General features: G+C 39.4%; 21 protein-coding genes. 9 read left to right on the top strand and 12 right to left on the bottom strand.

Features of this window, described 5'->3' with window-relative positions; translation table 11 throughout:
- Positions 1-258: 258 nt before the first annotated feature.
- From ACFFIP_RS15300 to ACFFIP_RS15290, 3 genes are read right to left on the bottom strand one after another with little or no spacing between them, the layout of a single operon-like run.
- On the bottom strand, positions 259-2,151 hold the full coding sequence (locus tag ACFFIP_RS15300) for a TIGR00341 family protein (protein WP_382388569.1): 1,893 nt from the start codon (positions 2,149-2,151) through the stop codon (positions 259-261).
- A 31-nt stretch (positions 2,152-2,182) separates the two neighbouring features.
- A complete protein-coding gene (gene scpA, locus ACFFIP_RS15295) occupies positions 2,183-4,303 on the bottom strand; it encodes a methylmalonyl-CoA mutase (protein ID WP_382388568.1) in 2,121 nt (706 codons plus the stop codon).
- The gene (locus ACFFIP_RS15290) at positions 4,300-5,724 is read right to left on the bottom strand and encodes a methylmalonyl-CoA mutase family protein (protein ID WP_382388567.1); all 1,425 of its coding nucleotides are present in this window, start codon (positions 5,722-5,724) and stop codon (positions 4,300-4,302) included. The genes scpA and ACFFIP_RS15290 overlap by 4 nt, the downstream gene beginning before the upstream one ends.
- A gap of 141 nt (positions 5,725-5,865) precedes the next feature.
- Here ACFFIP_RS15290 and ACFFIP_RS15285 point away from each other — a divergent pair, with 141 nt between their 5' ends.
- The 3 genes from ACFFIP_RS15285 to dnaA all read left to right on the top strand — a co-directional run bounded on the left by ACFFIP_RS15285 (position 5,866) and on the right by dnaA (position 9,075).
- On the top strand, positions 5,866-6,618 hold the full coding sequence (locus ACFFIP_RS15285) for a 5'-nucleotidase C-terminal domain-containing protein (RefSeq protein WP_382388566.1): 753 nt from the start codon (positions 5,866-5,868) through the stop codon (positions 6,616-6,618).
- A gap of 1 nt (position 6,619) precedes the next feature.
- Positions 6,620-7,531 (top strand): bifunctional metallophosphatase/5'-nucleotidase, encoded by a 912-nt coding sequence (locus ACFFIP_RS15280; RefSeq protein WP_382388565.1) that lies wholly within the window; start codon positions 6,620-6,622, stop codon positions 7,529-7,531.
- 119 nt (positions 7,532-7,650) lie between these two features.
- A complete protein-coding gene (gene dnaA, locus ACFFIP_RS15275) occupies positions 7,651-9,075 on the top strand; it encodes a chromosomal replication initiator protein DnaA (RefSeq protein WP_382388564.1) in 1,425 nt (474 codons plus the stop codon).
- An 84-nt stretch (positions 9,076-9,159) separates the two neighbouring features.
- Here the strand turns inward: dnaA and meaB are convergent, their stop codons facing one another.
- Together meaB and ACFFIP_RS15265 are read right to left on the bottom strand one after the other, a co-directional pair.
- Positions 9,160-10,167, bottom strand: a complete 1,008-nt coding sequence (meaB, locus tag ACFFIP_RS15270; RefSeq protein ID WP_382388563.1) for a methylmalonyl Co-A mutase-associated GTPase MeaB — start codon at positions 10,165-10,167, stop codon at positions 9,160-9,162.
- Between the two features lie 40 nt (positions 10,168-10,207).
- Entirely contained in the window at positions 10,208-10,612 is a 405-nt protein-coding gene (locus ACFFIP_RS15265) for a hypothetical protein (RefSeq protein ID WP_382388562.1), read from the bottom strand.
- Between the two features lie 51 nt (positions 10,613-10,663).
- On the opposite strand from ACFFIP_RS15265, the gene ACFFIP_RS15260 reads away from it, so the two are divergent.
- Genes ACFFIP_RS15260 through ACFFIP_RS15250 form a run of 3 tightly spaced genes read left to right on the top strand, consistent with a single transcriptional unit; the run spans position 10,664 to position 12,328 of the window.
- Positions 10,664-11,206 carry a CopD family protein gene (locus tag ACFFIP_RS15260; RefSeq protein ID WP_382388561.1) on the top strand — a complete coding sequence of 181 codons (543 nt, stop codon included), beginning with the start codon at positions 10,664-10,666 and terminating at the stop codon, positions 11,204-11,206.
- Positions 11,207-11,219: 13 nt separating this feature from the next.
- Positions 11,220-11,882: an SCO family protein gene (locus tag ACFFIP_RS15255; RefSeq protein ID WP_382388560.1), complete on the top strand. Its 663-nt coding sequence runs from the start codon at positions 11,220-11,222 to the stop codon at positions 11,880-11,882.
- On the top strand, positions 11,882-12,328 hold the full coding sequence (locus tag ACFFIP_RS15250; protein WP_382388559.1) for a c-type cytochrome: 447 nt from the start codon (positions 11,882-11,884) through the stop codon (positions 12,326-12,328). The genes ACFFIP_RS15255 and ACFFIP_RS15250 overlap by 1 nt, the downstream gene beginning before the upstream one ends.
- Here ACFFIP_RS15250 and ACFFIP_RS15245 read toward each other — a convergent pair.
- Positions 12,325-12,753 (bottom strand): hypothetical protein, encoded by a 429-nt coding sequence (locus tag ACFFIP_RS15245; protein WP_382388558.1) that lies wholly within the window; start codon positions 12,751-12,753, stop codon positions 12,325-12,327. The two genes, ACFFIP_RS15250 and ACFFIP_RS15245, sit on opposite strands and share 4 nt — an antisense overlap.
- 211 nt (positions 12,754-12,964) lie before the next feature.
- Here ACFFIP_RS15245 and ACFFIP_RS15240 point away from each other — a divergent pair, with 211 nt between their 5' ends.
- On the top strand, positions 12,965-13,786 hold the full coding sequence (locus ACFFIP_RS15240) for an aminotransferase class IV (protein ID WP_382388557.1): 822 nt from the start codon (positions 12,965-12,967) through the stop codon (positions 13,784-13,786).
- A gap of 14 nt (positions 13,787-13,800) precedes the next feature.
- On the opposite strand, the gene ACFFIP_RS15235 is transcribed toward ACFFIP_RS15240, so the two are convergent.
- From ACFFIP_RS15235 to ACFFIP_RS15215, 5 genes are read right to left on the bottom strand one after another with little or no spacing between them, the layout of a single operon-like run.
- Positions 13,801-14,241, bottom strand: coding sequence for a hypothetical protein (locus tag ACFFIP_RS15235; protein ID WP_382388556.1), 441 nt, complete (start codon positions 14,239-14,241; stop codon positions 13,801-13,803).
- 37 nt (positions 14,242-14,278) lie between these two features.
- Complete coding sequence (locus tag ACFFIP_RS15230; RefSeq protein ID WP_382388555.1) at positions 14,279-15,502, bottom strand: ABC transporter permease; 1,224 nt, start codon at positions 15,500-15,502, stop codon at positions 14,279-14,281.
- Positions 15,499-16,131, bottom strand: coding sequence for an ABC transporter ATP-binding protein (locus tag ACFFIP_RS15225; RefSeq protein ID WP_382388554.1), 633 nt, complete (start codon positions 16,129-16,131; stop codon positions 15,499-15,501). The genes ACFFIP_RS15230 and ACFFIP_RS15225 overlap by 4 nt, the downstream gene beginning before the upstream one ends.
- Positions 16,132-16,133: 2 nt before the next feature.
- Positions 16,134-17,312, bottom strand: coding sequence for a hybrid sensor histidine kinase/response regulator (locus ACFFIP_RS15220; protein WP_382388553.1), 1,179 nt, complete (start codon positions 17,310-17,312; stop codon positions 16,134-16,136).
- Between the two features lie 51 nt (positions 17,313-17,363).
- Positions 17,364-20,795, bottom strand: a complete 3,432-nt coding sequence (locus tag ACFFIP_RS15215) for a sensor histidine kinase (protein ID WP_382388552.1) — start codon at positions 20,793-20,795, stop codon at positions 17,364-17,366.
- A gap of 128 nt (positions 20,796-20,923) precedes the next feature.
- Between ACFFIP_RS15215 and sucD the strand changes: the two genes are divergently transcribed.
- Together sucD and ACFFIP_RS15205 are read left to right on the top strand one after the other, a co-directional pair.
- Entirely contained in the window at positions 20,924-21,805 is an 882-nt protein-coding gene (gene sucD / locus ACFFIP_RS15210) for a succinate--CoA ligase subunit alpha (RefSeq protein WP_382388551.1), read from the top strand.
- 547 nt (positions 21,806-22,352) lie between these two features.
- Entirely contained in the window at positions 22,353-23,993 is a 1,641-nt protein-coding gene (locus ACFFIP_RS15205) for an ABC-F family ATP-binding cassette domain-containing protein (RefSeq protein WP_382388550.1), read from the top strand.
- Positions 23,994-24,508: 515 nt separating this feature from the next.
- On the opposite strand, the gene ACFFIP_RS15200 is transcribed toward ACFFIP_RS15205, so the two are convergent.
- Positions 24,509-25,792, bottom strand: a complete 1,284-nt coding sequence (locus ACFFIP_RS15200) for a M20/M25/M40 family metallo-hydrolase (protein ID WP_382388549.1) — start codon at positions 25,790-25,792, stop codon at positions 24,509-24,511.
- Positions 25,793-25,925: the final 133 nt, after the last annotated feature.

Genomic DNA, 25,925 nt, shown 5'->3' with positions numbered 1-25,925 from the left:
TTTAACTTGAATTCATTTACAATTAAAGTTTTAAGGCTTCCAGCACTCCCTGCTTTCGGAAGCCTTATTTTATATCTCTAATATAATGAATTTCAGTTAATTAACCACTAACTAAACGGCATTAATATATACATCTATATTTTATTCATAACATCATAATTTTCAAGCCATTTAATAATCCCAATAAAGGCAAAATCCAAAAACTTCAGTTAGAGAAGCTTCAAGAATCCTATTAAAAAGTCCTGCAATTGGACAGACTTAAAACTTAATTGCCACTGACAATTCTATCTCAATCTCTTCTCCAACAATTGCTTCGATCTCTTGCTTGACCTCTTCCAGTTCGTGGATATCCAATGGGGATTCTGAAACGACTGTCATCGATAACCTTATTGGGCTCATTTGAAGAACATGAATATCGCGTAATTTACCTTGTTTGATTTCCTGACCAGCCAGTTTTTGGATAAGTTTATTTTCTTTCACCATTTCAGTAAATCCTAGGGCCAATGGAGCGCTGATCAAGGCAACAAAAAACAGTGAAATCATCAGACCTTTTTGCGCTAATCTGAAAGGACTGAAACCTAAAACCAAAAATGTCAAGGCTGCTGCCAGTACCATTCCTGCCAGGTTAGTCCCCAATAAAAGTAGGGCTCCCCAGAAAACAGACCAATCCCCCCAGCCAAAACCTATTCCAGATACTGCAAGAGGGGGCACCAAAGCTACTGCAATCGCTACCCCCGCCAACGTTTTGGCAATTTCTTTCTTGGCATGGGCATAAGCTCCAGCCACTCCAGATGCAGCGGCAACTCCCAAATCCAGTAGGTTAGGCCTGATTCTGGCAAGGATTTCACTATTAAGGGAGTTTAATGGCGTAAACCAAGTGATTAGGATCGCAAACACATAACCCAATGCCATCCCAACACCAATGGTAATAAAACTGTTTTTGATCAGGTTTTGATCCTGCCTGAGAACACCCATAGCCAATGAAATAATCGGAGCCATCAAAGGTGCTAAGATCATCGCACCGATGATAACTGGTGTTGAATTACCGAAAAGTCCAAATGTGGCAATTATTGTCGCCAATGCCATGAGAACCAAATAGCTCGAATTCAGACGGGAATTTTCACGTAATATAGTAAACAACCATTTAAACTCTTCAGCCGTTGCATGATTGGTCAATGGTAGATTTCGCTGTAAAAGTTCATACCTCAATTCACCTTGAGGCAGGTTTTGAACCTTGATTATTCTTTTGGTATCAACATCTCTTTTTGTCAGTAAAAATTTTCCGGGTACTACATTAATTTGTTTGGGCTTAACCTCCAAAACGATTTCTTTAGCACTGATCAATATATTGTCAATTGCAAAATCAATATTCTGTTTACTGGAAACATAAACCTTATCAGTTTTCAAATGCGCTACATAACTAGGTAATTTCTGGCTTTTGGAAGACTTAAAAATATTATAAAGTCCGAATTTAAGGACCTCCCAAATACTTTGAGGCGCCAAAATAAGGCAATTCATCATCCCATCATTTGGGTCTGAATCTTCGAGTACTCTCCTTGAAAGAATGGAACTTTTACCATGCTGAACCACTACCATACCCAATATTGCCGTTTCAAGGTCCTTTTCCCTTTTTTCCGAAGATTCGGTTGACCAATTTAATTTGAGATCATGTAACTTTGCCCGCTTCAACGTAGAGAAAAATATTTTTAAGTGAAAAAAATATTTAAAAAACCCTTTCTTCCCTAAATCACCTGCATGTAGTAGACTGAAAGTATTGCCTATTGCCATGGAATTGAAAACAGGCTGTCCATTTGCATACAAAACATCCATCTCCACAGTTTCTTCAGTCTGTAAAATATTTTCGACCCCAACCTCAAGACTTGAAGACACACCGAAACCCTGAGCAACTTCTTCCAGCCTTGGATGGGGAAGAAAACCCATCTTTAAATGCTTTTCAATTACTGTCTCGATCAAGTCTCTGAATTGCTGATCAGAAATATAGAAGACCAAAAATTCATTTTCCCCAAATGCAAAATCTTTACATTTAGAATAAGGAACAGTAATCTTTAGGTGGTTCTCAAAAAGCGGAATAATCTTTTTGTTTACCTCCTCAGATAGCTCATCATCAAAAATTAAAGTAATCGATTTCATGTTTTCAATTTAAAAAAATAATAGAGGCAAACTACGCCTCCATTAATTTATTCAATATTTCAATGGCCGCTTTAGACAGGATAGTGCCTGGCCCAAAGACTGCAGACACTCCCGCCTGATATAAATAATCATAATCTTTCGGAGGGATCACCCCTCCAGCAATCACCATGATATCCTCTCTTCCAAGTCTTTTGAGTTCCTCAATCAAAGCAGGAACCAAGGTTTTATGCCCAGCGGCCAAGGAAGACGCACCAACAATATGGACATCATTCTCCACCGCCTGCATGGCTACCTCCTCGGGAGTCTGGAAAAGCGGCCCGATATCCACGTCAAATCCAAGATCAGCAAAGCCAGTTGCGATCACTTTAGCTCCTCGATCGTGACCATCCTGACCCATTTTTGCCACCATAATCCTTGGTCTTCTACCTTCCAGAGCCGCAAACTGATCCGCTAAGGCTTTGGCCTCATTAAAACTCTTGTCACTTTTTGCTTCTCCTGAATACACGCCTGATATAGATTTGACAGTTGCCTTATGCCTTCCGAATTCCTTTTCCATGGCATCGGATATTTCTCCTAAAGTAGCTCTTTTTCTAGCTGCATCCACTGCCAACTCCAATAAATTCCCACTGCCAGTTTTTGCGGCCATCGTGATTTCAAACAAGGCTTTCTCTACTTCTTCCTGATTCCTTTCCTCCTTCATGCGGTTCAAACGCTCGATCTGGGAAATCCTGACAGCATTATTATCTACTTCTAGGATATCAAACGATGTATCCTCATCAGTTTGATACCTGTTTACTCCGACAATAATGTCTTTTCCACTATCAATCCTCGCCTGTTTCCTGGCTGCCGCTTCTTCTATCCTCATTTTTGGAATTCCTGCTTCAATAGCTTTGGCCATACCTCCCAAGGATTCAACCTCCTGTATCAAAGCCCAAGCTTTTTTCACCAATTGATCTGTGAGGTACTCCACATAATGGGATCCTCCCCAAGGATCTACCACCTTCGTAATCCCCGTTTCTTCCTGAAGGTATAACTGGGTATTTCTGGCTATTCTTGCTGAAAAATCAGTAGGTAGTGCTATGGCCTCATCAAAGGAATTGGTATGCAATGATTGGGTGTGTCCAAGTGCCGCAGCCATTGCCTCCACTGCTGTTCTTGTGACATTGTTAAAGGCATCCTGTTCGGTCAAAGACCAGCCAGAAGTCTGGCAATGTGTCCTCAATGCCAAGGACTTTGAATCTTTTGGATTGAATTGTTTTACAATCTTAGCCCAGAGCAATCGTCCAGCCCGCATTTTGGCTATTTCCATAAAATGATTCATGCCAATCGCCCAAAAGAATGAAAGCCTTGGTGCAAAATCATCAATATCAAGTCCTGACGCAATCCCTGTCCTCAGGTATTCTAATCCATCAGCCAAAGTATAAGCCAATTCCAGTTCCGCTGTAGCACCAGCCTCCTGCATATGATAGCCGGAAATAGAAATGGAGTTGAACTTGGGCATGTTTTTCGAAGTATATTCAAAAATATCCGCAATAATACGCATGGACGGCTGAGGTGGATAGATGTAGGTATTCCTGACCATGAATTCTTTCAGAATATCATTCTGAATAGTCCCACTCAATTTCTCCGGTCTTACCCCCTGCTCTTCAGCTGCCACTATAAAAAATGCAAGAACAGGAATCACAGCCCCATTCATGGTCATGGAAACTGACATTTGGTCCAAAGGAATCCCGTCAAATAGGATTTTCATATCCAAAACAGAGTCAATCGCCACACCTGCTTTACCAACGTCTCCTACCACCCTTGGATGGTCAGAGTCATAACCCCGGTGAGTTGCCAGATCAAATGCTACTGAAAGCCCTTTTTGCCCGGCAGCCAAATTTCTCCTATAAAAAGCATTGGACTCCTCCGCTGTGGAAAATCCTGCATATTGCCTGATGGTCCATGGACGCATTACATACATCGTAGAATATGGACCCCTTAAGTAGGGCGGAATTCCAGCAGAGAATTCAAGATGCGTTAAAGCTTGTATTTTTTCCTGATTGATTACAGGTGGCACTTCAATCTTTTCTGCTGTCTCCCAAACCTCCTGCTCTTCAGAAAATTTATGATGATTTGAATCGATGTTTAGTTGATTTATTTGGGGTCTCATGACTTCAAAGTTTTAGAAGATTCTAACAAAATAGTTTCTCTGCTTGCCAACAGCATCCATTCCTGTTCGGATAATTCTTTCGAAGCAAATGCGGTTGATTCTTCTTCATTCAACCGATATTTATTCGAACCTATTTTTGCCTTTGCCCCTTCAAGAATGCTTTCCTGACGTGATTTCCGGACAGCTTTTACTTCCCGCTGAATTGAGTGATTAAAATACAGCTGGGACCAACCACCTTTAACCTCAATTTCTTCCAACTTCATTTTGACCATCTTCAAAATTTCAAAGGTCATGCTTTCCAGATAATAACTACCTGCTACAGGGTCAACTACTTTATCCATGTAACTTTCTTCTCTCAGGATATTGGAAATATTGCGTGCCATCCTTTTGGAAAATGAGTTTTCCTGCCCATTCACCTCATCATGAGGTCTGACCAATAGAGCAGATGTACCCCCTAGAATAGCAGACATGGTTTCAGTGGTATTCCTCAACATATTGGTATTGACATCAAATGGAGATTTCGACCAACTGCTGGTTTCTGAAAATATAAAAATCTCCTCTGGATGAATATTTACGCCGTATAACAGTCCTAGCTGATGAAAGAGAATCCTCATTGCCCGTAGCTTACTGACCTCCTCAAAATAAGAAGAGCCTATAGCGGTATGCAGAACAGTTTTCTCAAAGATTTCATGTGCATTTAATCCTGATTCAGTTAAAGTATCTAACAGATCAATATACGCTCCAGTTGCAAAAGATAATTCCTGCACGGTACTAGCCCCGGCATTATGATAAAAAGCATAATTAATGGAGAAAACCTTGAATCCTTTAAATGGCTTAAAAATTTCCAAAAGCTGTTTGGCTTCACTGACAATTCTATCAATCGGCCTCTTAGCTACCAACAGTTCAGCATAAAAATCAAATAAAAGGGCTCCATGAATCCCTTCAGGCAAGAGGTTATTCTTGATCAACCATTGAACAAACAACTTCGCCACTTTTAATGCATCCCCTACCGGTTGAAGGAAAATCTGAATATATTCTAAGCCCACTCCTTTCAACAAATCATCTAAATTCTCATCCCCTTCCAAATGGAGCAATAAGGCGTCTGAACCATTTTGTAATGCATCCAAAATTTCCCTATTGTCCGATTTCTCATCCTTAACCGATACAGAAAATACATTGGACCAGTTCCTCGGAGGAAGACCCGGAACATGGGACTTGGGATTTACTTGATTTTGGTAAGATTTCACCAGATCCAATCCCTCCAAATCTTCCTTAGCGTAAAAAGGTTGGACCTGAATCCCATCTAAAGTTTTGGAAACCAATTCCTTTTCAAAGTCTTTACCCTTGAGGTCTTTTATAGCCTGTCGGACCCAGTCATCCTTAGTTACTTGTTGAAATTCATCAAAAAGGCTGTTATTCATATTGGGTTTATATTTTAGTAAGTTAAAGAATAAACCTTTTTCTCCCAGTTGCACTTAGCGATTAGGGATTATAAGCTATCTTTATTGACCAAAAATAAGAGGTAGAAGTTTTAAAACCCATTATTTGAAGCAATTTGAAACATGACCAAAAATAAATTTGCATACAGCTTAGTCCTCCTCACGGGATTGTTTTTGCTTTCCCAATGCAGCCCCAAAATTTACAGTTCTGCAAATACAGAATTTTTTGTTTTAGGATCAGAGATAAAGGAAGACCCAAACCTTAGAAATTTTGTTGCGCCTTATAAGATTAAACTTGAGGCCGAAATGAATTCGGTTATCGGTCAAACAAAGGAGACCATTCTAAAAACAGGGACAGGTGAAACACCAATAGGAAACTTGGTGGCTGACCTGCAAAAGGAATATGCAGAAGAGTATTTTGGTTACAACATAGACATTTCCATTATCAATAATGGAGGCATCAGGAATACCCTCCCAAAAGGCAATATTACACTAGGAAATATTTTTGAAATTTCCCCATTTGACAACTACCTCTATGTGCTAGAGCTTAACGCAGAACAAGTAGTAAATCTAGCTGAATTTGCTGCCCAGACAAAAATTCTGGGCATTAATGGCCTGTACATAGAATCCCAAAGTGAAGAACTGACCAAACTCTTGGTCAATGGAAAGCAAGTAGAAGAAGGCAAAACCTACTTACTTGCTGTAAATGATTATTTGGCAAATGGAGGGGATGGTATGGATATGCTTACTGATTTACCTAGAAAAGAACAGTCTACAATTCTTTTGAGAGAATTGTTGATAGATAGAATTAAGCTCAGGACTTCAAGAGGAGAAATCATTTCAGCACAAATTGAGGGAAGACAAAATTTCAAATAACATGAAAAGAAGAGATTTCATCAAACACAGTCTTTTGACTGGCGCTGCACTTTCCATTGGGAATCCCATCATGGCAGAGGATCTCTTTTCAAAGGGAAAAACACTCACCGTTCTCCACACCAATGACATGCACTCCAGAATAGAACCATTCCCAAATGATGGAGGAAGGTTTGCCGATCAAGGCGGAATGACCAAACTCGCCACATTGGTCGGTCAAATAAGGACAGAACAAGACAATATCCTGCTTTTGGATGCCGGGGATGTTTTCCAAGGCACCCCATATTTTAATTTTTATGGAGGTGAACTGGAGTTCAAATTGATGAGTAAAATGGGGTACGATGCTTCTACTTTGGGCAACCATGAGTTTGACAACGGGTTGGAAGGAATTTTGAACCAATTGCCGCATGCAGATTTCCCTCACATATGCTCCAATTATGATTTTTCCCGAACCATTCTCAAAAACCACACCTTACCCTACAAAATCTTCAAAAAATCAGGAATTCGTATAGGTGTTTTTGGAATAGGCATTGAATTGCAGGGATTAGTAGGCAGGAAAAACTTCCAAGAAACAAAATATTTGGACCCTGTTGGAATAGCTCATGAAATGGTTCAAGATTTAAAAAACAAAAAGTGTGATTTGATTATTTGTCTTTCACATTTGGGCTATTCATACAAAAGCAATAAAATGGACGACCTGAAACTTGCCAGCCAAGTCAGTGGAATTGACCTTATTATAGGTGGACATACACACACATTTCTAGAAGCACCAACAACAGTGGAAAATCAAGAAGGCCACAAAACTTTAATACATCAGGTAGGTACTGCCGCAACCCGTCTAGGAAAAATAGATTTTGTGTTTAGTAAAGAGCACAAAATAAATTATGCGAGTACCAAAAGTTTACTTATTTATTAGAAAGTCAAGCCTATTTTGATTTTTTATTTAAATATATTTTCCCCAAATTTGATGCCCCCAGAAAATGCAGGGTTAAGATCTAAAACACTAATATTTAAGCGATTTACTAAAAGTACCAAATGAGTTCAGAGGCTAATGCAGTTTGGAGTGAATGTTTGCGTGTAATCGAACAGCACGTCAATGAGCAGAGTTTTTCGACTTGGTTTAAACCAATAAACCCTGTACGTCTAGAGGGAAGCAGCCTCACAATCCAGGTACCTAGTCAATTTTTCTATGAATGGCTGGAAGATAACTATGTTCAGGTTTTAAAGTTAGCCATCAAATCTACCTTAGGTCCAAATGGAAGATTAGAGTATGCCGTGGTGGTGGATAGAGGGAATTCCCAAAATCAACCATACGTGGTCAGTTACCCGCAAGGGAATTCAGGCACCACTAATCCAAAAAAAGCAGTAGCCGCAGCGGAAAGCAAAAGTCCATTCGATATGCAAACATTGAATAGTGACATGCTATTGCAATCCAATTTAAATCCCAACTACACTTTCAACACCTACATTGAAGGGGACTGCAACAGACTTGCTCGATCGGCCGGCTTTGCTGTAGCCACCAAACCAGGCATCACCTCTTTCAATCCTTTGATGGTATATGGTGGGGTTGGGCTTGGCAAAACACACTTGGTGCAAGCTATCGGCAACGAAATTAAAAACGGACCTGAAGATAAATTTGTACTGTACGTCTCCTCTGAGAAATTCGTCAATCAATTCATGGACTCCATCAAAGATGGTAACGTGAAAAGCTTTACAAATTTCTACATGCAGGTAGATGTTTTGATCATAGACGATATTCAGTTTTTGGCGGGAAAAGATAGAACTCAGGAGATGTTCTTTCACATTTTCAACCATCTCCATCAAAATAAAAAGCAGATCATCATGACCTCAGATTGTCCCCCAAAAGACCTGAAAGGCCTTGAAGAAAGATTACTTTCAAGATTTAAATGGGGACTGACTGCAGATCTTCAAATGCCAGACTTTGAAACAAGGGTGGCAATTATTAAAAGAAAAATGCAATCCGAAGGGATATTTATCCCGGACGACGTCATCGAATATTTGGCTTATACCGTGGACACTAATGTCCGCGAATTGGAAGGGGTTATGATTTCCCTCATCGCCCATGCCTCTCTCAATAGAGTTGACATAGACTTGGCTTTGGCGAAAACCATCATGAAGAATATCGTCAAGGACATTGAAACTGAGGTAGGTATTGATTTTATCCAGAAAACAGTCTCTGATTATTTTGAAATCAAAATTGACGATCTGAAAGCCAAAACCAGAAAGAAAGAAATCGTAACGGCAAGGCAGGTAGCGATGTATTTTTCAAAGGAATTTACCAACCATTCTTTGAAATCCATCGGATACCATTTTGGCGGCAGAGATCATAGTACGGTAATCCATGCCGTGCAGACAGTCAATGACCTCATGGAAACTGACACCGCCTTCAGGAATTCGGTCAATGACCTCAAAAAGAAATTCAAAATGCGATCTTATTGATCGCATTTTTTTGTTTAACGCTAGCTGATTTCTATTTTTCTTTGAAAAACTGCCTCAATAAATATTAAAGGAACTTTACTTTTTTCATGAACCCCTACCTATCTGATTGAGGACAAATAAATCCACCAACTCCCTTGCTTTGGCAATTGCGGATTGCTGACCTGATTTAATCAAAGGAAGCACCTGATCAATTTTCCCTTTGATGAGTTCGTCCTGATAAAACCTGCTTTCCAACAGAAAGCGGATATGGTCATGCATCCAGTTGATTCGTTGATCTTGCCTGTTTTCTTCAAAAAAACCATTGAACAGCATCTTACCCTTAAATTCCTCAATCATGCCCCAGATTTCCTCCAGGCCCGTTTTGGCAATGGCCGAACTCACTTTCACTTTTGGGTACCAACCGTTTTCCTTAGCAGGAAACAAATGCAAGGCGTTGGCATACTCTCTTTTGGCTCTTTTGGCTGCTTCCACATTTTCGCCATCGGCTTTATTGATGATCAAGGCATCACACATTTCAATTATCCCTTTCTTAATCCCTTGAAGTTCATCTCCTGCACCGGCCAGCATCAGCAATAAAAAGAAATCCACCATTCCTTTAACCGCAATTTCCGACTGCCCCACACCAACTGTTTCAATCAGCACCACGTCATAGCCTGCTGCCTCACATAAGAGCATAGATTCCCTTGTCTTCGCACTAACCCCCCCAAGTGCAGATCCTGCAGGGCTAGGCCTAATATAGGCTCTCTTGTCAGCAGCAAGACTCTCCATTCTGGTCTTATCTCCCAATATACTTCCGTGGGATTTTTGGCTACTCGGATCAATCGCCAATACTGCCAACTGATGTCCTTTTTCGACAAGAAGCTTTCCAAAGCTTTCAATAAATGTACTTTTCCCTACACCCGGTACCCCAGTAATCCCTATCCTGATGGATTTGCCAGAATGTGGCAATATCCCTTCCATTACTTTTTCAGCAATCTTTTGGTCTGATGGCAGTGTACTTTCAATTAATGTAATAGCCCTGCTCAGGATTACCCTATCCCTATCAATTACCCCTTGGATATATTCTTCTACAGAAAGACGGTTCTTCTTCAAGTTCTTATCTTTAGATTCTGATTTTTAAAATTAGACATTTTTATCTAAAAGGGTACTTCACAAACCGCTCTTGCCCCATTGAGGATTTTTCATAAAACCCTATACAGGAAGAATTATAAACCTCGTCAAAATTCGGTTCATTAGAACGAAGTGCATTTGGCGCATTTTTTTTGGAATTAAAAAAATAAACCCTTGTATTACCATATTTGGTATGAGGCATGAATTCTCCATAGGACTTCATTTGATCCCAAAGGGTATCAGATGCATATACCGCATAAATCCTCACGATAGGTCCAGTATTATTTTCATTCCGATAAAAGGCCAACTCTTCAAACTCACCCTCCAAATCTGAAATACCTGGCTGGGTAACCGTTTCAGAAATAATCCAGATCATAATAGCTGCGACAACAAGAATCAAGGCATAAAACACATAACGGGTAGACATATCTGAAGAAAGTTTAGATTTAAAGCCTTAATTTAGGAGAAAAATTTCAAGATGGCTTTCGAATATCTCAAAGCACTGCACATCATCTTTGTTATCACCTGGTTTGCAGGCTTATTCTACATTGTAAGATTATTTATTTATCAGGCCGAGGCTTTGGAAAAACCTGAATACGAAAAAAATATCCTCAGTCCGCAGCTGAATCTTATGGCCCAAAGACTTTGGTACATCATTACCTGGCCATCGGCAATCCTCACTTTGATTTTTGGCTTTGGCGTTCTTTTCTACAGATGGGGTTATATGCAGTTGGGTTTTATGCATGCCAAATTAGGATTTGTGCTTCTATTGTACATTTATCACTTTATTTGCCATAAAATTTATAAAGATTTGCAAAGCGGAAAAGCAAAATGGACGTCTACACAGTTAAGAATGTGGAATGAAGTCGCAACCGTTCTACTGTTTGCCATTGTATTCCTCATCGTGCTAAAAAGCCTGATAAGTGTTGTCTGGGGAATAGCAGGGTTGCTAGCACTTAGCATCTTGATGATGTTGGGAATTAAATGGTACAAAAAGATTAGAGAAAAAGGAAATGAATAATCCGTTCAAAAACATGAAGAATATTTTAGCATTCATTGTATTGACATTGACAATAGTCTTTTCCAATTGGTCATGTTCTCAAAAAACCAATGATGAAGACACTAATAAATCCTTACCAATTCTTGGAAATTGGCACATCAACGAATTTGAAATGGAAGGAAAGGTGGTCGCAGATACTGTTTACCATAAGATAGCTGAATTTTCATTTACCAATCAGGAAGGCGAGGAAATTACCAATTCCACAACTTCCGGAAAAGTATATGTTGCGGATTTCTTTTTCACTACCTGCCCTACCATTTGTCCGATTATGAAAACCCAAATGCTCAGAGTATTTGAGAAATTCAAGGATGAACCAGATTTTATGATCTTGAGCCATACATTGGATCCAGAGCACGACACGGCAGAATTATTGAAAGATTATGCTGCCAGAATTGGGGTGGAAGATGACAAAACCTGGAACTTCCTTACAGGTGACCAGGAAAAAATATTTGAAATCGGCCAAACTAGCTACTTGACTACAGCTATGGAAGACAAAAATGAGCCGGGAGGAATATTGCATTCAGGTGCTTTTGTGCTGGTAGATCAAAAAGGCCGAATCAGAGGCGTATATGATGGCACCATGGAAGACCATGTCAATAGATTGATGAATGATATTCCAAAACTGCTCAATAAATAATGAATAGAAATTTATTGCTGCTTGGAAGTATAATGATGATTTTCTTTTCCTGTGATTCGAAGCAGGAAAAGAAAGAGCTGACTCTTGCATCCATTAAAGACACCAAAGTATTACAGTATGCCATAGAAGGCAAAAACCTCTATGACACCTATTGCGCGAACTGTCATCAACAAGATGGTACTGGACTGGGAAAGCTCATCCCTCCTCTTAAAAATTCAGATTATTTGGCTGAAGACATGGCTAGGACGGCCCGTATCATCAAGTATGGCCAACAAGGAGAAATAACCGTCAATGGCATCATCTACAACCAGCCTATGCCTGCCAATCCAACACTTACCAATTTGGAAATAGCAAGAATTATGTCTTATCTCTACAATATATGGGGTAATAGTGAAGGTGTTATAGATGCCAACAAAGTGGCTGAATTCCTTGAACAAAAGGATTAAATTTCATCAAGTTCCTGTTTTGCCGTTGCCAAAGCTTCTTTGATATCTTTGTTTACTTTTTCAACCTTTACTTTCTGTTCATTCAGGTATTCAATCGCTTCGGATTTTTCCATGTCCTCTTCAGGGGCCTTGAATTGCCTCATCCAAATAAACATACCTTCAAAGGCTTGATCAAGCTGCTTGGAAAGTGCTTTTAATTCTTGTATACGTTCCTGATGCATGACAGAATCTTCCATACTCAACTGCTCAGCCAAAGTATCAGCTTCTTTCTTCAATGATTTCAATTCCCCCATCAAGGGCATAACTTCATCATGAATGGCTATAACTTCTTCTTTCAAATCCCCAACTTCATCTTTTTTTTCAGATTGGCAGGAAACAGTAGCAAACAAGAAAAAAACTAAAAGATTTTTAAAAACAAACTTCATAACCCAAGGCTTTCTCATTAATTGATATGCAATATTAATTAAAAAAAATGACTTAGGTACCCAATACTTAATTTTTAACTATAAATTATACAGTTTTTGATTGAAATAATTAACATTTCATCTGTTTAAAAAATATTTTGAGATTCAAAAAAACACACCCTCTTTTCCTGGGGAATATGTATTTTTGAAAACACATCAAGTAACGCTGATTATGAAAAATTTTTGCTTTGCAAACGACACAATTATCGAAGCTGAAAAAGCGAGCATACATCCTATGGACATAGGCTTGATAAGAGGATATGGAATCTTTGATTTTTTCAGAACCTTCAATTACAGGCCTCTTTTTCTCAATGACTATTTGGACAGGTTTATCAGATCTGCTGAAAAAACCCATCTTTCTTTAACCTTAAACAAAGAGGAGCTCAGATCCATCATTCATGAGCTCATTGCAAAAAATGACTTAGAAGCAGGAGGAATCAGAATGGTCCTAACCGGAGGCGTATCTGAGAACCATTTCAGTCCAACAAAAGGTTCTCTTTTCATTTTCTGTGAGGATTTGGACTTCCCCGCAAAAGAAAAGTATGAAAAGGGTGTGAAATTATTGGCTTTGGAACATGTCCGAGCAATAGCTGACATCAAAACCACCAATTATGCCCTCCCGGTATGGCACAGTGCTACCTGGAAAAAAGAAGGCGCTGAAGATGTTATTTACCACCTGAATAATATAATTTCCGAAAGTTCTAGGTCTAATATTTTCATTGTGAAAGACGGGCAAATATCAACTCCCGATAAACATATACTTCACGGAATTACAAGAAAACGCGTATTGGAATTAGCTCCGGACACAGAAATTAGACAAATTACTTTATCTGAATTGCTGGAAGCGGACGAAGTTTTCATGACCAGTACAACAAAAAAAATCCTTCCTGTCACATCAATCAATGAGTTTAAAATAGGAAAAGGAAATCCTGGCCCTAGGACCAAAAAGCTTTTAACTGCTTTTGAAGCCATGGAACAAAAAAGCTCCGTTTGAGAACGGAGCTTTTTTTAATTGGTCAAAAGTTCAGCATCTTTAAGGATATACATCAACTTTTCAGGATCCTTATCATTCAAAGTCAGTTTCCCTCTCACTTTTACCCTTTTGGAAGTATACTTGATCGGGTTTTTCATCATTACCTCCATGACCGTTTCGGGACCGCCTGATCCACAGAAAAAGCATTCTGCCAAAGGAAGGGAAGATAAGATGATATGTTCTGGCTTAAACATTCCTTCAAAAGGAATGATATAACCATCTGCCTCCACTACTTTACCTTCTAGTTTTTTGATTTTATCACTGAATACAGGTATATACAATTCTCCAAATTCATCCTGACCGATTTTATAAGTCACTTCAGAAAGGTCTCTCCAAACATTTGGTGAGGTCTGGGCAAGAGCAACAGAACCAATTAAGGCTAATACTAATGCTAATGTAATTTTCTTAAATATCATGAAACTTAATTTTTTCTATGTTTATCAATGATCAAAGTTATGATTTGGTAAGCTGTTTGGCAATATCTGTTTGATAAGCGTTCCATGCAGGGATAAGAGAGGCAAGAACTCCTACTATGACAGCATAAGCAATGATCCAAAGCTCCTGTTGTAAAAAGACCAGAGCACTTAAACCACTGATTGCACCTTGCTCATTCTGCATAACGACAATGGCAAGAAAAAGGTGCCCCATCAATATTCCAACCAGTGCACCTAATACGGTTAAGATGACGCCTTCCAATACGATATGCAGGAACAACTGCCCACTTGAGGCCCCCAATGTCCTCATCACAGCAAGATCATATTTTCTTTCCTTCAGTGAATTAAATAATGCAATAAATATACCTAGACCTGCTATCACAATGATCACCACAGCAAGCCCCTGAATCAATTTGACACCAATTCCCAACAATTCAAATAGCCTGGAAATTTCAAATGAAGGTGAGGCTGCTTGTAAAGCACTCTTACTGTTGATAAATCTTGGCAATTGAACAGCAGCCATAGGATTTCTGTATTGAACCAATAAAGAAGTAACTTCTCTGTCTTCATCTGTTTCAGGGAAACCTCTTTGGGCCACATCAGCTTCAAATTTATCATGATCATGACCTTCATCATGGGTATACCATACCGATTCAATACTGGTTAAAATCAGTTTGTCCAGAACATTCCCCATTGGCGTCAAAATGCCGGTAATGATGTAAGGATGCTCATCATGTTCATGGCTACTACTGCCGATTCCATGAGAGCCCACAAAATTATCCCCAACATTCAACCCCAATTTCATCGCTACTTCATGACCAAGTACTACATCAAACGGCTTCTTCCATAATTCACCCTCTCCCATCTCTGCTGAATAAAGATCGATGTAATCATAATTAGTGCCCACGATCCGATAGCCCTGATAATTATCACCTAATCCCATTGGGATGATGTTCTTCACCAATCTGTTTTTGGAGAGCGCCATCGCATCATTCATGTCAATATTTCCAGTAGGAAAATCTATATGATATACGCTGGATAGAATCAGTTGCAAGGGACTTCCTTTGGCCCCTACGACCAGGTCAATGCCTTGGGCATCCCTTGTCATTTTGTTTTCAAATTGATCCTGAATCAGGATAAGCACTGTAATGATAGCCAAACCCAATGCCAGCAGTAAAATATTCAACCCTGTACTTAAAGGTTTAGCGGTGAGGTATTTCCAGCTTAACTTAAACATGTTCATAGTTCACCTCCCATAATTATTTGGTTTGAAATATGATCTTTCACCCGCTGGTCATGCGTGACGATAATGAGAACAGCTTTGAATTTTTCCGCTTGCTCTTTCAGTAATTTCACCACATTTGAAGCATTTTCGTCATCCAAGCTTGCAGTAGGTTCATCTGCCAAAATGACTTTTGGGGAATTGGCCAATGCCCTGGCAATCGAAACACGCTGGGCCTCCCCTTCAGAAAGGGTATTGACTTTAGCTTTCCTTTTGTCAAAAATACCAAGCTCTTTTAGCAAAGTTTCATTCTTGTCTCCCCTTTTTCCAGAAAAGAAGTTTGCCAAACTTAAATTCTCTTCCACTGTCAAAGGAGCTAGGATATGGGGCTTTTGAAAAATGATGCCAATATTCCTTCCCCTAAACTTGTCCAATGCAGCACCTGACTGGCTATACAAAGAAGTACCATCAATAAGTATTTCTCCTTTAATTGGCTTCAACAAGCCTCCCAACATGTTCAAAATAGTGGTCTTGCCACTTCCTGATTTTCCAAGAATCAGCAATTGCCCTCCTGGGGAAAGGTTAATGTCAGGAATATTAAATCGTTGATTTGGATTGTAATAAAATTCTAAATTTTCCGCTTTAAGCATCTTTACTTGTTTATTGGTATTTTGACAAAGAATGTGGTCCCTTTTTTCTGCTGACTTTCAAAAGTGATTTCTCCTCCCAAAACATCTACGCACTTTTTCACAATTGAAAGACCTAGACCTGACCCCTCAATAATACCGACATTCTTTGCTCTAAAGAAACGGTCAAAAAGCTGATCTTGTTCTTTTTCCGGAATACCTATCCCGTGATCTATAATTTTTGCATTCAAAAAGCCATCCTCTTCGATCATTTCAAATTCAACAGATTGTCCATCTTTTGAATATTTCACCGCATTGGATAGAAGGTTTTCGAAAATCTGATATAATAAATCAGAATCTGAGGTTATGGTTTTGGGAATTTTGCCGATTTTCAAATTGATTTTTACATCATTTTCACTACCGGCCTTCACCACATCCACCACTTCATTGATCAAGGCATTTAGAAAAAGCTTTTTAGGCTTGTAATCAATTTTATTGGCATCGGCCTTGCCAAAAAACAATACAGATGTCAGCAAGCTGTTCAGGTTCCTAACAGAATGCTCAATTTTATCGGCATGCTTCATGATTTTCGCCTTAAAAGGATGATCCTTTTCCGCATACTGCTGAAGTAACTGCGCAGAACTTAATATAGAAGTCAAAGGTGTCTTGAAACCATGCGAAACATTCAGAACGATTCTTGACTTTAGTTCACCGATTTCCCTTTCCTTCTCAAGGGCACGGGTCAACTCCTTGTTGGCCTCTGCCAAATCCTTGGTCCGCTGACGTACTTTCTCTTCAAGTTCATTATTGAGTTTCTGCAACTCCTTCTCTTTCCTGTCTTTGAAAATAGCCAATTCAATCACCATATTCAATTCCCTGATATTAAAGGGCTTGATTACATAGGCGGAGGGATTGGTCCCCACTACCTTGGTCAAAGTCTCTGCATCAGAACTGGCACTGAGATAGACGACTGGAATATCATATTTCTCGTTGATGATTTCAGTAGTCCGGATACCATCCAATTCACCGGCAAGATTGATATCCATCATCACAATATCGGCATGGTGTTCTGCCAAGATCTCAAGGGCCTGTTCACCCGAATCAGAAATCCCGATGATTTGATGATTGTTTTTTTCAAGCGCTTTTTTGAGCAGAAGTGCTGACACATGGTCATCTTCTGTAATTAAAATCCGTAATGGAAACATAGTCGTGTTCACAGTAGCATGCAAATTACAAGTTTATACGAATATGAAAAATCAATTTTTTCCAAGGGGTAGAATTACCAGCACCTTTGTACCTTTTTCTTTCACACTTTCTATCTTAATATCCCCTCCTAAAGCATCAATGAGATTCTTAGTAATTGCTAAACCCAACCCTGTCCCTTCATAATTTCGTCCATACCCTCGACTTTCCTGTTCAAAGGGGAAGAAAATCCTTTCTAAAAACTCCTCACTCATACCAATTCCCTGGTCCACAACTTCTAAAAAAAGATTACCACCCGTCCCGCTTAATCTGACCGTAATAAGTCCTTTGTTGGAGTATTTAATAGCATTCCCGACAATATTATTGATGATCATTTCAAGATATCGGGTATCAATCATCCCTACAAAAGGCTGCGTTTCATATTTAACAGATATCAAAAGCCCTTTTCTCACCGCCAGATTTTTCAAAGGCAAAATTATCTTAGCCACAAAGTCATTGATATTGGTTTGCACTGGTTTGATGTCAATTTTATTGGATTCAATTTTCGAAAGATCTAAAATACTATTGATGGTGTTCAAAAGTCTTTCTCCTGATTCCTGTATGATCTCAAGCTGGGAAACCAACTCTCTATCTTTTTTACGTTGAAGAATAATATTTTCCGTGGTACCTAAAATCCCATTCAATGGTGTCCTGATCTCATGGCTCATGTTGGATAGAAAGCTAGACTTCATCCTGCTGGCCTCCTCGGCTTTTTCCTTGGCGAATTTTAACCCCTCCTCATATTTTTTCTTTTCGGTGACATCTCTAAACACACCTAAATAAAGTGGTATGCCATCCAAAGTTGTCTTTAATTCACTGGAATAATAATCAATCTCCCTTATCCCACTTTTAAAAGGAATTGAAATTTCAAAATTGATAGATGGCGCCTCGTACCCTGCATATTCGGCCTCTAGCTTGGATTTTTGACTGTCATAAAACGTACTGTCCTTAAAAACATCTCCTAAGAAACCATGCTCAAGCTCTTCTCTGGGTACTCCGGACAAGGTTGAAAAAGCCTCGTTTACCGCAATAATTTTACCTTCGGCCGAAACAATCATAAGACCATCTTTTGAACTCTCCCAGACATTTTTGAACTGATCTTCAGAAACATTGGCTTTTTGTGTCTTTTCATCCACTTCCTTTTCCAAAACACCTGCTTTTTTTGTTTGGGCCTGTAGGGTTTTAATCAAAAAACCAATCCCTATAAGTGCAATAAGCAACAAGATTAGAAACCAAGTTTGTAAATAAAGGGGTTTTAAAATCCTGATCCGTTCAGAACTTAAGATATTGGTCTCAATTTCCCCATCTATACTCGCTTTGATAAAAAGCTGGTAATCTCCAGGAGGCAGATTATTGAAAGTCAATACGTTGTTTCTAGGATTGACTAACTCCACCCAATCTTCATCCAATCCCTCCAATTTGTAAGAGACGATCAGGTCAACATCCTGCAAAAATGTAATAGCTCTATAATGAATGGCCAAACTGTTATATGAAAATGGAATTTTCCTAAGCGGAATATGGACATTTGGTGCGTTGATCAGTTTTATGGCAGTTATATCCAGGATAGGCGCCACTATACTTCCTTTCTCTTCCTGCATGTTGAGAATTGACAGTCCTTTAGATGTCCCTATGAGGATTTTACCTTGATCACCTTCAATCAAAGCGGCCCTGTTTGTCTCAGTGCCTGCCAGACCACTTTTAACATCGAATTGTTTGATCTGATTGTTATAAATCATAAAAATCCCTTGGTCTGTCCCCGCCCATATTCTTCCTGTCGAATCCCTCAGAAGTCCATACACTTGTCGTCTGATTGACTCACCATTAACGATAAACTCTCTAGCTACTCCATTTTCAACTATTTTCAATCCCTCCTCTGTAGAGACCAAAAACCCACCTTCAACCTCCAAAAAATCATAGCCTACCACAATCACCAATTCCTCTCCCACAAAAATACTCTCCCTATCAGCATAGCTATTGCCACCCACCAAGAGGACCAAACGATTTGAACTGTCTCTGAATACTTTTCTGATATAGATATTTCTATTTCCCAGTAAATCCTGAATATTATCGCTGATTTCAAGTTCAAAATGTTTAAGTCCTTTTTTAAAAATGGAAGACAGAAAGACCCTTGTACCTGCCGTGATGTACAGACTATCACCATGCACCTGAACCGAATTGACAAAGTTGACATCTGGTCTTTTTATCATCTCCAAGGAACGACTTTGGGGATCAAATCTTCCTAAACCCATGGTATTGGAAGAAAACCAGACAATGCCATTTTTATCCATTGAAAAATTTGTCACCCTTTTATCAGGTAGCCCCCTTAAATTCTCATCCACCAAAAGTGTCTCGAATCCATTTTCATTCCACAATTGAAGACCATGATTGTAGCCTAATAAATACTCATTCTCTTTAAGCTTGATCACTGCTGTTACTTCATCATCCAACAAAGTGGGAAAATAGTAATTGAAAAATTTCAGCGAATTGAAATTAATCAAACCTCTATGAGACCCTACCCAAATGATCCCTTCTCTATCCAATAGGAATGAATAGATGTTATGCGTCTTGAGTTGCTCAAAAGCGCTGATCTCTATCATTCTTCCGGATTCTGGATTGTATTTGTGCAATTGGGAGTCAAGGAAGAAAAACACTTCTCCATTTGCCAATTCCAGCTTCCCAAAAAACTGGGCTGAATAATTACTTTTTAAAAAACCTGAGTAAATCAATTCATCAGGTTCATGAAAACTTGAACCTGATGCCAAAAAATCCCTCCCTAAAAAGTAATATTTTCCTTTTTGGAGATCATATGCAACATAAGATATGTGATGAGGTGTCTGAATTCCTTTAAATTTAAAAGGCTTTATATCTTGGTCCTGGAATTGAAAAGTTCCTTTTTCAAAAAACAGGAATATCTTACCTTTTTCAACATATAGGGAATAATAATCACCCAAATTTTCATAAACAACATCCTTCCTGTACCAATCTTTGAAGTTTTTTGAAAAATAAATAAAGTCCTTAAAGATTAAAAAATACCATTTTTCACCTGATAATTCAGCAACATCAAACCTGCTGTAAATAAAACTTTCCTGAATAACTTCCTTTGGAAGTGAAATCTCTTCCCAGCCTCCAGAAAAATATCTGTAAACTTTCGGAATCCCCAATTTATTATAAACCCAAATATTTCCTTCCTTATCTTTAAACATCCCCTTGTAACTGGAAAGGTTAACCTTAATGGTATCAGGAACCGAATAGGTATCAAAGCCATCTGAAAAATAAACACCAAGTGCGGTATTGAACCATATTAATCCTTCATGATCCTGTTCAATACCATAAATGACTTCAGAAGGCAGATCAATACCCCTCACCTGATAATTGTAGGGATAGGTTTGGGCAAAAACACCTTGACTCAACAAAAGGGTTAAAAAAAACAGGAATATCTTTTTCATAAGGTAAAGAAGTCCCGTCTAAATTATAAAAAGATAGGCAATCTGTAAATTAATTGGATAATGTTTAGCAATTCTTTTTGTCAACGGGCTTAATCTTTTATTTTTGTCGAAACTTTAAAAATCGCAACATGAGTGTTTTAGTCAATAAGGATTCAAAAGTGATCGTGCAGGGCTTTACCGGGTCTGAAGGTTCTTTCCACGCACAGCAAATGATAGAATACGGTACCAATGTAGTTGGTGGTGTTACACCTGGAAAAGGTGGCACAACTCATTTGGATAGACCTGTTTTTAATTCTGTGGAAGAGGCTGTCTCCAAATCAGGCGCCAACACCTCAATTATCTTTGTTCCACCGGCATTTGCAGCTGATGCTATAATGGAAGCTGCCGATGCAGGCATCAAAGTGATCATTGCCATCACTGAAGGTATTCCTGTGGCTGACATGATGAAAGCCAAGCCATATATCAAAGAAAGAGGAGCGGTATTGATCGGTCCAAACTGTCCAGGAGTTATCACTCCAGGAGAGGCCAAAGTAGGTATCATGCCAGGTTTTGTGTTCAAGCAAGGCAGAATCGGTATTGTATCCAAATCCGGGACTTTAACTTACGAAGCTGCTGACCAGATCGCTAAAGCTGGTTTGGGCGTATCTACAGCAATCGGTATCGGTGGTGACCCAATTATCGGTACTTCTACCAAAGAAGCTGTTCAGATGTTGATGGAAGATCCTGAAACTGACGCTATCGTCATGATCGGTGAAATCGGTGGTAACTACGAAGCAGAAGCTGCCAAGTGGATCAGAGAAAATGGCAACAAGAAGCCAGTTGTTGGCTTTATCGCTGGACAGACTGCACCTCCGGGCCGTAGAATGGGCCATGCAGGTGCTATCATTGGCGGTGCAGATGATACTGCTGCTGCCAAAATGCGCATCATGGGCGAAAATGGCATCCACGTGGTGGAATCACCGGCAGAGATCGGTGCTGTAATGGCCAAGGTGCTTGGTGTTGAAGCTTAATGAGAATTAGTGATTAGTTAATAGTGATCAGTAACTGGTTAATATCAAACCGCTCGGAAAAATCCGGGCGGTTTTTTTATTAATGTAGGGTGAAAGAATTCCATTTTATAATCCAATAGCAAGGATAGCCTCTCTTACTGACAGGAATGAAATTCAATTAGTAGTTTCAGCTTTAACTATTTCAACTATTTTTCATGTGCTTTCAAAGTTTGAACATAAGGAAGTAGTGAAAGAAAAAATCAAGAAAATTAACGGCTTTATGTCCAGTCCTCAGTAATGCAGGCACTTAAGACATGAAAGAAAAACAGTTTTTTTATATGGTACATAGTACTTGGTAATTGGTGCAAAAATATAATTCAATTTATCTCAACCCTATCTCAATTTCTGCCAATTACTTTTCTGTTTATTTCTAACCCTATATCAAATCAATATCAAAAAATATCCATCAATATCAATCACTATATTTCAACTTATTTCACAAACCTGTCTGCATTGGCAGAGTATATTTCAAGAATAAATTACCTTTGCCCCTTGAATTCCAATCATCATGATTTCAGTAGATAATATTTCAGTTTTGCACGGCGGACATGCCTTGTTCAGTGATGTTTCATTTTCTATCAATGAAAATGACAAAATCGCCCTGATGGGCAAAAATGGAGCAGGAAAATCAACCATGCTCAAAATCATCGCAGGAGCAACCAAACCTACCAAGGGTGGCGTATCTGCTCCAAAGGATTCCGTGATTGCTTATTTGCCGCAGCACTTACTCACGGCAGATGACTGCTCGGTTAGGGATGAGGCGGCAAAGGCATTTGCATCCTATCTCAACATGAAAACTGAAATCGACAGGCTGAACGAAGAACTGACTGTAAGAACGGATTATGATTCAGATGATTATTATAAGATCATCGAACAGGTATCAGAACTCAGTGAAAAATTCTACGCCATCGAAGAAGTCAATTATGAGGCCGAAGTTGAGAAAGTCTTGTTGGGATTGGGATTCGAAAGAAGTGATTTGGACAGGCCTACCTCAGAATTTTCAGGTGGCTGGAGGATGCGAATCGAATTGGCCAAAATTCTTTTACAAAAACCTGATCTGATCCTGCTGGATGAACCTACCAACCACCTGGACATAGAGTCTATTCAGTGGCTGGAGGAATTTTTGACCGAAAAAGCCAAAGCGATAGTGGTGATTTCCCACGACCGTGCATTTGTGGACAATATTACCAACCGTACCATTGAGGTAACGATGGGTAGAATCTATGATTACAAAGCCAAGTATTCTCAATACCTCGAACTCAGAAAAGAACGCAGAGAGCAACAGCAAAAGCAATACGATGAGCAGCAAAAATTTATCGCAGAGACCACGCAATTTATAGAAAGATTCAAAGGCACCTACTCCAAAACCCTACAAGTACAGTCAAGAGTAAAAATGCTCGAAAAGCTGGAAATCGTAGAGGTGGATGAAGTGGACACGTCTGCACTGAAACTACGCTTTCCTCCTTCTCCCCGATCCGGAAAATATCCGGTGATCGTACAGGACCTTTCAAAGTCCTATGGAGACCATGTGGTCTTCAAAGATGCTAATATGGTCATCGAACAAGGTCAGAAAGTGGCTTTTGTGGGCAAAAATGGAGAAGGTAAATCCACCATGATCAAAGCCATCATGGGCGAGATTGAATTTGAAGGAAAATGCGAGCTGGGACACAATGCCATGATCGGTTATTTCGCCCAAAACCAGGCTTCCCTATTGGATGAAAACCTCACTATATTCGAGACCATAGATCAGATTGCTGTAGGTGAAATCCGCTCCAAAATCAAGGACCTTTTGGGCGCATTTATGTTCAAAGGTGATGATATCAACAAAAAAGTCAAAGTGCTTTCCGGAGGAGAAAAGACCAGGTTGGCCATGATCAAACTATTACTTGAACCTGTCAACCTTCTGATTCTAGATGAACCTACCAACCACTTGGATATGAAGACGAAGGACATTATCAAAGATGCCCTGAAAGCCTTTGATGGGACTTTAATTGTAGTATCCCACGATAGAGACTTCTTAGACGGTTTGGTGACTAAAGTTTTTGAATTTGGCAACAAACGTGTGAAAGAACACTTTGAAGACATCAATGGCTTCTTAAGGAATAAGAAACTGGAGAATTTGAGGGAAGTGGAAAGGAAATTAAAATGATATATACTTCGTGATATAAATGGATATATGCTTCCGAAATATAAAAGTATTTACAGATAAATAGCTTGTCACGTATTCTAAGAATCGGGAATTACTAAGTGATATTGGTGGATTTTTGCTTTGCGATATTAGTTGATGTTGGTAATGAGATATTGAAGGGAATGTGATAGCATTTAGCGCCGCCAATGCAGACTGGTTAACGAGATATTGTGGAAATATCTTAATGGATACAGATGGAAAACTTGTGTCGAGATCAGAATTTTGTTCGAGATTTTGAAATGGTCAATTCATAACCATTTCAAAATCAGGATTCTGTATTTTTTCTTTCTTATTTACTTTAACCTCTCTTCTCTCCCACTTCTAAACCTTAATATTTAAAACAGATGCCTCCTATCGTCGGCATGACAAGGAAATGCTTCTATCTATAGCCTACCGACTGGAATTGGATAGATTTCTGGATATAATTTAATTCGATTGTAGATTTTCTCTCGCTTCTCGCTTCTAATTTCTCTTCTCTAAATCCAGCCCCCCTGCATCAAAATCAACAACAGTGCCTGCTGAATAGCCAAATGACCATCCTTGTTGACCCACCACTCATCCAGACTGTGGGCTCCACCTCCCAAACCTCCACGGCCAATGGTCACCGCTGGAATACCTAATGAAAAGGCAATATTACTGTTTGTCGAACTGGAGCTCAAACTTGGATCATTTCCTGAAAGGTACTTGGCAATAGCCATGGTACGCTGAATCAAAGGAGAATCAGGGTCTGCCAATCCACTTGGCCTATCCCCTACTTTTTCAATATCCACAGTCAAGGCTTTACCTCTACGGATAATGGCATTTTCCTTGTCCAATCCTTCTTGAATGGATTCTAAAAATAATTGATTAATACCCTGGAGTTTTTCCTGACTCTCAGAACGCATATCCACCAACATCCAAGATTCATAAGGGATAGAATTCACCGAGGTACCTCCTCCCAATACAGATACACTATAGGTGGTTTTAGGTCCTTCTTTGGTAAAAGCATCTGCCTTAGGCACAAAGGCCACTACTGCCTGTGCCAGTGCATTGTGAGGATTCCCTATTCCAAATGCCCCATAAGAATGTCCTCCTGGACCTTTGAAAGTCACTTTATACCTTAAGGAACCAATACCCCCATTCACGATATCTTCCAATCCTCCCCCATCAATGGCAATATGGGCAGCCAATGGATGTGCCCTTTCCCTAAACAGGTGCTTCATGCCTTTTAGGTCTCCCAAACCCTCTTCTCCAACAGTACCGGCAAACCAGATATCATCTTCCGTGCGGATATTTTCATGGTGCATTGTTTTGAGCAAAGCTACCACAATGGCCAAGGACCTATTGGCATCTGTGATCCCTGGAGCCAATAAAGTATCCCCTCTTTGCTTGACAGTCACATCTGTACCAAATGGAAAAACGGTATCCAAATGCCCCTCCACCAAGAAAGTCCTTTCGGATTTTGTACCTTTCCTAAGTGCAATCACATTGCCCACTTCGTCCGTCCAAACTTTATCGGCACCGGCTTTTCTGAGCATCTCGGCAAAAACCTTCCCTTTTTCTTCCTCATGATGGGAAGGAGAAGGGATTTCGGTTAGGGTGATCATGTCCTGCACGGTCTGCTCATCAATCTCAACGATATATTGAAAAGCCTTTTTGACTTCCGGTTTTTGAACCAGTTTATTGACCTGTTGTTGGTAAGACGGCTGAATAGTCTGGGCCTGACCCTCGATTGAAACAGTCACTAGAAAGAGCAGAACGGGCAATATTTTGAATTTCATACTTGTCTAAATTTGAAGTGAAATACAGCAAAAATAGAAATGAAGACAATACCGTTTATCAATTTTATTTCCCACCTTTTGACATACAATCAGTCCCTTCCCCAAATTTTCAAAATTGGTTGAAATGAATATC

Origin of the sequence: Fontibacter flavus (assembly GCF_042432905.1) — a bacterium.
Classification (GTDB): domain Bacteria; phylum Bacteroidota; class Bacteroidia; order Cytophagales; family Cyclobacteriaceae; genus Fontibacter; species Fontibacter flavus.
The sequence above is the reverse complement of the archived record's forward strand: the minus strand, read 5'-3'. Positions and strand labels throughout refer to the sequence as shown.